Annotated in this window: 7 protein-coding genes; 4 read left to right on the top strand and 3 right to left on the bottom strand. The window is 66.7% G+C overall.

Features of this window, described 5'->3' with window-relative positions; all coding sequences use genetic code 11:
- From H5T60_09020 to H5T60_09005, 4 genes are all read left to right on the top strand, one after another.
- Nucleotides 1-1,133: carboxypeptidase regulatory-like domain-containing protein (locus H5T60_09020; GenBank protein MBC7242572.1), on the top strand; the 1,133-nt coding region annotated here is incomplete at its 5' end.
- A 30-nt stretch (nt 1,134-1,163) separates the two neighbouring features.
- Nucleotides 1,164-1,874 (top strand): hypothetical protein, encoded by a 711-nt coding sequence (locus H5T60_09015; protein ID MBC7242571.1) that lies wholly within the window; start codon nt 1,164-1,166, stop codon nt 1,872-1,874.
- A gap of 16 nt (nt 1,875-1,890) precedes the next feature.
- A complete protein-coding gene (locus H5T60_09010) occupies nt 1,891-3,861 on the top strand; it encodes a glycosyltransferase family 39 protein (protein ID MBC7242570.1) in 1,971 nt (656 codons plus the stop codon).
- 61 nt (nt 3,862-3,922) lie between these two features.
- Nucleotides 3,923-5,236, top strand: a complete 1,314-nt coding sequence (locus tag H5T60_09005; GenBank protein ID MBC7242569.1) for a lamin tail domain-containing protein — start codon at nt 3,923-3,925, stop codon at nt 5,234-5,236.
- Here H5T60_09005 and H5T60_09000 read toward each other — a convergent pair.
- From H5T60_09000 to H5T60_08990, 3 genes are all read right to left on the bottom strand, one after another.
- On the bottom strand, nt 5,233-5,997 hold the full coding sequence (locus H5T60_09000) for a sulfite exporter TauE/SafE family protein (protein MBC7242568.1): 765 nt from the start codon (nt 5,995-5,997) through the stop codon (nt 5,233-5,235). The genes H5T60_09005 and H5T60_09000 overlap by 4 nt on opposite strands.
- A gap of 55 nt (nt 5,998-6,052) precedes the next feature.
- Entirely contained in the window at nt 6,053-7,528 is a 1,476-nt protein-coding gene (gene guaB / locus H5T60_08995; GenBank protein MBC7242567.1) for an IMP dehydrogenase, read from the bottom strand.
- Nucleotides 7,529-7,572: 44 nt separating this feature from the next.
- Nucleotides 7,573-7,910 (bottom strand): phosphoribosylglycinamide formyltransferase (locus H5T60_08990; GenBank protein ID MBC7242566.1); only part of this gene is annotated, 338 nt, incomplete at its 5' end.

Raw genomic sequence — 7,910 nt, 5'->3', positions numbered from 1 at the left:
TCCTGCGGGTACGCGCACACGACGCCGAGAGCGAGACCGCCGAGGGGCTGGAGACGGCCGAGGTACCCGGCCGGCGCGGTGAACCGATCTCCTACGAGGTCCATTTCCAGCGGGTGAAGGTCCCCGCCCCAGCCAGCCACAGCCTCATCCGGGTCGAGCTGGGCGGCGTCGAACATCCGCCGGCCGTGACCCTGCGGCGTGGGGAAGAGCATGCCACCGTCGAGCCATCCCGCCGGGAAGAGGGCGCTTTCATCTTCGAAGGGTTGAGCGCCGGCGAATACCAGGTGCTGGTAGCGGGCCTGGGGGAAATTGGCCGGATCACCGTGGACGGTTGGAACCCCGGCTTCCTGCGCTTCCCCATGGGCAGTCAGGTGCGGGTGCGCATCAGCCAGCGCACCTTCGCCGGCGTCCTGCGGCTGGAAAGCCAGCGCTGGGGAGAACTGCGGCAGGCGCACGCTGAGCCAGGGGAAGAGATCCGCTTCACCGACCTGCCGGCCGGCGCCTACCGCCTGCGCTTTCGGGGCTGGCAGTCGCCCGAGTTCGTCCTGGACGGGCAGAACAGCGTCTCCTTCCGGGATGTGGAGGCACAACAGCCCTTCCACAGCGAGCTGTCGGGCCGGCTGTTGAACGCCGACGGCGAGCCGCTGGTCGGCCGGCGGGTCCTGCTCATGGACGCGGACGGCGCACTGCGGGGCGAACAGCACACGGACCGCTTCGGGCGCTGTCGCTTCGCCGGCCTCGGCCCGGGCAGTTATACCCTGGTCATCGAGGAGCTGGGCATCTCGCAGGGGAATATCGTGCTGGACGGCCGGCAGAGCCGGGAGATCGATCTGATGGCCCCTGCTGTCGCGCGCCCCAAACTGCTCGAGCATTATGTGCTCCTGCCGGCAAAGTCCCAGCCCGGCCCCTGGGTCAGCGTGCTTCTGCTGTCTGATTCTATCCGGCGCGCCGGCGCCGTGGTTGGCTTCAGCCTGCAAGAGGCACAGATGGCGCGCTACGTGACCATCGTCGCCGATGCCGACGAGATTGACGAGTCAGCGGAGCGCAGACTGCTCGATGCCGGCTGTATCGTGCGGCGCCTGCCCGGGGAGAGCCACGCGCTGAGCAGTGCACTGCGGAGCACCCCTTTATGAGGCCCGATTTCTGAGGGAGGGAATGAACCTATGGTCCAACCGGTCAACGATGCGGAGTCCTACGGGGTGCGGATCGCGCCGGCGGAGGTGGGATTGGGCGAGACCTACTGGCGCGTGACGCGCGTGCATCATCTGACGCCGGCGGAGAACCGCGGCGGCCATCATCTCTTCCTGGACGTGCTGGATGAGTACGGTCAGCCGGCGGTGGGCACGCGCCTGCGCATCGCTTGGGAGGGGGGCGAGGAAGAGCTGGAAATCGAACCCACCGCCCCCGGAGAGCCGGGAGCTGTCTTCCCCCTCGGACAGGGACAGGTGTGCAGTGTGGAGGTGCTCGGCCTTCCCAGCGACCGGGTGCTCCACCTGCATACGGAGCATCCCGATGAGGAGGCCGGCAATTCCCTCTACCATCACTCGTTCTACCTGGTGTGGCAGAAGGCCATCAAGAAAGTGTTCGCCTATTATGTGCTCTTCGGACCCCCCGATCATCCGCAGACCCAGGCCAACCTGATCATCGCCCTGGGCTACATCCTGCGCTTCAAGCCGGCCTTCGGCTTCAAAGTGGAAGAGGCGGCGCTGGCCGAACGGGTCACCATCATCGGCGGGCCGGACGTTATCCCTGTGGAGGCGCAGGAGCGCCTGGAGGAGGCCGGCTGTTGGGTCTACCGCATCGAAGGGGACAGCCGCGCCATTGACCGCGTGCTGACTGACCTGCTCAAGCAGGGCATCCTCTTCCCCGAATAAAAGGGCCGGCTCTCCCATGACCACTTTCTCCCAACCTGCCGGACAGCTCCTTCGCAAACTGCGGCTTCCGGAAACCGCCTGGCGGCTGGCGCTGGTACTGTTGGCCGCCGGCGCGCTGGCCGTGCGCCTTTGGCAGATCGGCTATCACAGCCTGTGGTTCGACGAGGCCGTCAGCGTCTTCTGGGCGCGACAGCCGGCGCGCGAGATACTGGACGTCGGGTTCCACCTGATCCGCGACAAGCATCCGCCTGTCTACTACCTCCTCCTGCACCTTTGGACGCATCTCTTCGGGTACAGCGAGGTCAGCGTGCGGCTGATGACGGTCTGCTTCGGCGTCATCATGCCGCCGGCGCTGGCCGTGCTGGGGAAAGAGGTGCTGGGCCGGCGGGCTGGGGTCATCGCCGGCCTGTTGGCGGTCCTCAACCCCTTCCTGGTCTGGTACTCGCAGGAAGTCCGCATGTTCGTGCCCTCGGCCGCACTGGCCATCCTCGCCACCTGGTGCATGGTGCGGGGGTTGCGGAGCGGAAGGTGGGGCTGGTGGGCCGGCTATGTGGTGCTGACGACACTGGCCCTGTACTCCTATCTATATATCGCCTTCCTGGTCCCCTTCCAGGGCCTGTATGCCCTGGCCTGGGTGCTGTACACGGCGCGCAGGGAGAAAATACCCTTCATTCGCCGGCTCCTGCCCATCCTGATCGCGTTCGGCGCGGTGGCTCTGCTCTTCCTCCCGCTGGCCCTGCAGGCGCTACGCGTCACCCATCAGGAGGCACAACCCGGCCGCCCCTTCCAGGCGTTCTTCCCCACGATGTGGCGCTTGTTGGGATGGTACACCGTCTGGAAGGCCCTCTGGCCGGCATCCTGGATCTCTGCGGTTTCCGCCGGCGCGCTGGCCCTCCTGCTGGCCGGCTTGCTGGTGCCGACGAGCAAGCCCCTCGGCCGGCTGTTCCTCCGGCTGTCCATCGGCGTGCCCGTGCTCATCGGTGGGTTCCTGTTGGGCATCAACCAGGCCGTCTTCGCCGCGCCGCGCTATTTCCTCTTTGTGGTGCCCTTTGTCTGCCTGGCATGGGGCGCCGGCCTGGCCTGGCTGATGGAGCGCCGCCGGCGGGCCGGCCAGCTCGTGCTGGCGCTGTGGGCGGCTGTGGCACTGCTGGCCCTGCCCGACAACTGGGCGCCGGAGAACCGGCGCGAGGAGTGGCGCGCCGCTACCGCGTACGTGGACGCCCACGCCGGCCCGAACGATGCCGTGCTCCTGCACCCCGGGTTTGTCCATGTGGCCTTCCGCTATTACGATACCCGCGGCCTGCCGCTGTTCTATCCCTTTGAGGGGGACATCACCTCGTTCGAGCAGATCAACGCGCCCCTGGAGGGCCTGGCCGGCCTGTACGACGTGATATGGCTGGTCACCTCCCACGAGGAACAGCCCGACCCCCAGCAGTTCGTCCGGCGCTGGTTCGAGGCGCGCTATCCGCAGGTGACGGAGCAGTTCCCCGCCGGCGTGGCAGTGCGCGGCTACGCGGTGCGCTACCGCCTGCACTCCCTGCCGGCCGATACGGTGCCGGCGCACATCACTTTCGACGGGCGGGTGCGCCTGGCCGGCTACCAGATTGACCGGACCAGCCTGCCGGCGCAGGACCACATCTATCATCCCCCCAGCAATTGGATCCATGTGACGCTGTACTGGAGCGCCTTACAGCCGCTGACGGAAGAATTCCGCGTCCAACTGCGGATGGAAGATGCATGGGGACAGGTCTGGGGGGACCGCCTGGAATGGCCGGGGGATGTGTTCCATCTCTATCCGCCGGCGCAGTGGCAGGTTGGCGAATTGGTGCGCCACGATATAGATGTCAATCTGAACCCGGCCACGCCGGCCGGCCAGTACCGCCTGGTACTGCGCATCGTGGGGGCGGATGGCCAGCCGCGGCCGGTCAATGAGCCGCCTGGAGAAACTTCGGTCGTGCTGAGCGCCATCACCATTACGGCGCCATAAACGGGCCGGCAACGCAGACACGGCGGCCAAGCACTTCGCCTGCACCATTGTGGAGGACACCATGTCTCGACGCTTCACCCTCTGGCCCCTGTGTCTGCTGGTCATCCTGTGCATCACTGCCGTCGCCTTTGCGCGGGGCAATCTGCTGACCAACCCCGATTTTGAAGCGGGAAAATTGGGATGGGTGTCACTAGCGGGGTCGTTTGAGGTTGTTTCCTCGCCCGTACATGGAGGAGCCGGCGCGGCGAAGGTACGGGGGACCATTGCGCAGTACGTGGACAGTGTCTATGCCGGCGCCGGCTACACCTTCACCGCCTGGGCGGTGAAAAATGACCCAGCCGTCTCCTCGGTGCGCCTGGTGTTGGACTGGAAAGATGCCGGCGGAAATTCCCTGCGGCGCGATGCCTCCAGCCCGCTCAGCACGAACTCCCCGGACTACCGCCCGCTCACGTTGGGGCCGGTGACCGCGCCGGCGGGCGCAAAGCGCGTGCAGGCGATCCTGGAGAGTGCCGGCTCCGGATACTCCTATTTCGACGATGCGGCGTTGGATATGACCAGCCCGCCGCCTACGCCCACCGCTACGCCCACCGCGACTGCCACATCCCAACCGGCCCCAAGCCCCACGCGTACCGCCACCTCGACGCCTACGCCGCCTCCCACCCCGACGCCCACCGCGCTGCCGGCCGGCGCGCTGACCATCAACGAACTGGCCTACCAGCCGGCACCATCTTCCGGGACGCCGGAAGCGCACCGCGAATGGGCGGAGCTGTACAATGCCCTGCCGATCTCCCTCGACCTGCGGAATTTTCGCCTGAGCGATGGAGAGGACACGGACACCCTGCCGGCCTTCGTCCTGCCGTCGGGAGGATTCGTGGTCATTGTGGGTTCGCGCCAGGCCTTCCTGGCCGATTATCCCGGTTTCGCCGGTCTCCTCATTGAATTAGGGGATGCGGAGCTGGGCAATGGGCTGAACAACGCCGGCGACGCGCTCATCCTGCGCGATCCGGTGGGCCGGCCGGTGGATGCCCTCTCGTACGGGGATGATGCCAGCGTGTTCGCCACCCCCTGTCCGCTGGTAGCAGCCGGCCATTCATTGGAGCGGGAGCCGGCCGGCTGGGACACCGACCGCGCCGATGATTTTGTGGAACGGGAGACGCCATCGCCGGGGGGCACGCCGGCGCCCACCCCAACGCTGACCCCGACATCCACTTACACCGTAACCGCCACTCCCTCCGTCACGCCAACCGCCACCCCAAGCGTTGTACCCAGCGCCGCACCCTCGCCTGCGCCAACGCACACACCGACGCCGACGGCCACCGCGACACCCGAACCCACCCGTCTGCGCTGTTTTCTGCCGCTCCTGCGCCGGGGCTAAAAGATGCCGAGGCCGCTCAGGGCCGAGGAAACGCCGGCCATCAGCACCAGCAGAAGCGTGATAAGGCGGAACACGCGGGGATTCACCCGCCCGGACAGGCGCAGGCCGGCCCACGTCCCCAGGGCCAGCGCCGGCAATGCCGCCAGCGCGTACAGGCCGACCTGGCGCGTCATCAGGCCGTGATAGACATACAGCGGCAGAGTCACCACGTTCAGCGCCATGAAATAGGCCACCAGATTGGCGCGGAAGGCCTGCTTCTCCAGACCCTGATTGGTGAAAAAGAGGATGACGGGCGGGCCGCTCATACCGGTACTGCCGTTGAGGAAGCCGCTGACCAGCCCCACCGGGATGGAGGCCGGCCCTTCCTGCCGGAGGGGCCGCTGAAAGCCCAGGAGGAACGCCAGGGCGAAGAGCGTGATGACGGCACCAATGAAGCATTTCAGCGCGCCGGCGGAACCCCAGGCCAGGAAATAGGCGCCCGCCGGCGTCGCCGCGATGCCGGCCAGCGTCAGGAGCAGGATGCGGCGCGGCTGGACATCGCGCCAAGTGGCGAGGAGAAGGAACAGGCCGTTGGCCATGCTCATCAACAGCACCGCCGGCACCGCCACCCGCGGCGACAGCAGGATCACCATGACCGGCGTCGCCACCAGCGCGAAGCCGAAGCCGGTCAGCCCATAGGTCAGGCCGGCGAGGAAGACAGCCGCCGCGCCCAACAGGATTTGCCAGCCACTGCCAATGCCCAGCACCTTGACCATTCCCATTAAGGTGACAGTCACCTGTGAGGTGACTGTCACCTGCTGATCTTGCCCGGCCCGTTTAGCGGAACTCCGGCGGGCTGTAGTTGGGCGCTTCCTTGGTCAGGATGACGCTGTGCGGATGGCTCTCGATCAGCCCGGAGGAGGTGATGCGCACCCAGCGCGCCTTCTCCCGCAGTTCCCGCAGGTTGGCGGCCCCCACATAGCCCATGCCGGCGCGCACCCCGCCCACCAGTTGATAAATAAAGTCGGAGAGCTTGCCCTTGTACGGCACACGGCCCTCGACGCCCTCCGGCACCAGCTTTACGACGCCGCCCTGGCCGGTGCCGTAGCGGTCCCGGCTGAAATCGCTCATGGCGCCCAGACTGCCCATGCCGCGGTAGTCCTTATAGCGCCGGCCTTCGAACAGGATCAGCTCGCCGGGCGATTCGTCCAGGCCGGCCAGCAGGTTGCCCAGCATGACGGCGTCCGCGCCGGCGGCCAGCGCCTTGACGATATCGCCGGAGTACTTCAAGCCGCCGTCGGCGATGATGGGCTTGCCCAACTCATGGGCGGCGCGCGCACAGCGGAAAATGGCGGTGAGCTGGGGCACACCAATGCCGGTGACCACACGCGTGGTGCAGATGGAGCCGGCGCCCACGCCGACCTTCACCACATCCGCGCCGGCCTGGATGAGAGCCACCGTCCCTTCGGTGGTAGCCACGTTGCCGGCGATGATGACCATCTTGGGGAAGCGCCGGCGGATCCAGTCCACCATTTCCAGCACGCTCCGCGTATGACCGTGTGCGGTGTCAATGACGATGGCGTCCACGCCGGCCTCCACCAGCGCCTCTACCCGCGCCTGATGGGCCTCGCCCACCCCCACGGCCGCGGCGGCCAACAGCCGGCCCTTGTCATCCGTCGCCGCATTGGGGTAATCCCGCTTCTTCATGATGTCCTTGACGGTGATCAGCCCCTTCAAATAGCCGTGCTCATCCACCAACGGGAGTTTCTCGATGCGGTGCTTCTGCAGGATGACCTGCGCCTGCTCCAGCGTCGTGCCGATGGGCGCGGTGATCAATCCCTCCGAGGTCATATACTCCGAGACAGGCCGGTCCCATTCGGTGACAAAGCGGATGTCGCGGTTCGTCAGGATGCCCACCAGCTTGCCGCTGTCCTCGGTGATGGGGATGCCGGAGATGTGATAGCGGCTCATCAGTTCCTCGGCCTGCCGCAGGGTGGCCGTGGGCGGCAGGGTGATGGGGTCCACGATCATGCCGGACTCGGAGCGCTTGACCTTATCCACCTCGGCGGCCTGGTTCTCGATGGACATGTTACGGTGGATGACGCCCAGGCCACCCTCGCGGGCCAGAGCGATGGCCATGCGCGCTTCGGTGACGCGGTCCATGGCGGCGGAAAGGATTGGGATGTTGAGGCGGATGGCCGGCGCCAGCTCCGTGGCCACCGAGACCTCCGCCGGCAGGACCTCCGAATAACCCGGCTCCAGCAGAACGTCGTCAAAGGTCAACGCTTCCTCGAAAAACATCGCATCGCTCATATGGCATTTCCTCCTCACACGGGTGTGTGTTCTCTGCCCATCAGTCACTTCGGCGGCGGCACCTCGCCGGCGATCAGCCGGCGCAGGGCCTCGACGTACAACCGATGTTCCACGACATGCACGCGCGCCTCCAACGCCTCCAGCGTGTCCTCCGGGTATATGGGCACCTTCTCGCTGACGATCACCGGCCCGCAGTCCACCTCCTCGTCCGGCACAAAGTGGATCATGACCCCGGTATGGGTGATGCGCCCCTCCCGAAAGGCCTGATAGGCGCGGGCGATGGCATCGGTGCCGGGGAACTGCCCCGGCAGGGCCGGGTGCAGGTTAATGACGCGGCCGGGGAAGCGCTGGAGGAACGCGTTGCTGAGGACATGCATCCAGC

It is taken from the genome of Anaerolineae bacterium, assembly GCA_014360855.1.
Taxonomy (GTDB): Bacteria; Chloroflexota; Anaerolineae; order JACIWP01; family JACIWP01; genus JACIWP01.
This window is presented reverse-complemented; position numbering and strand designations above follow the sequence as displayed.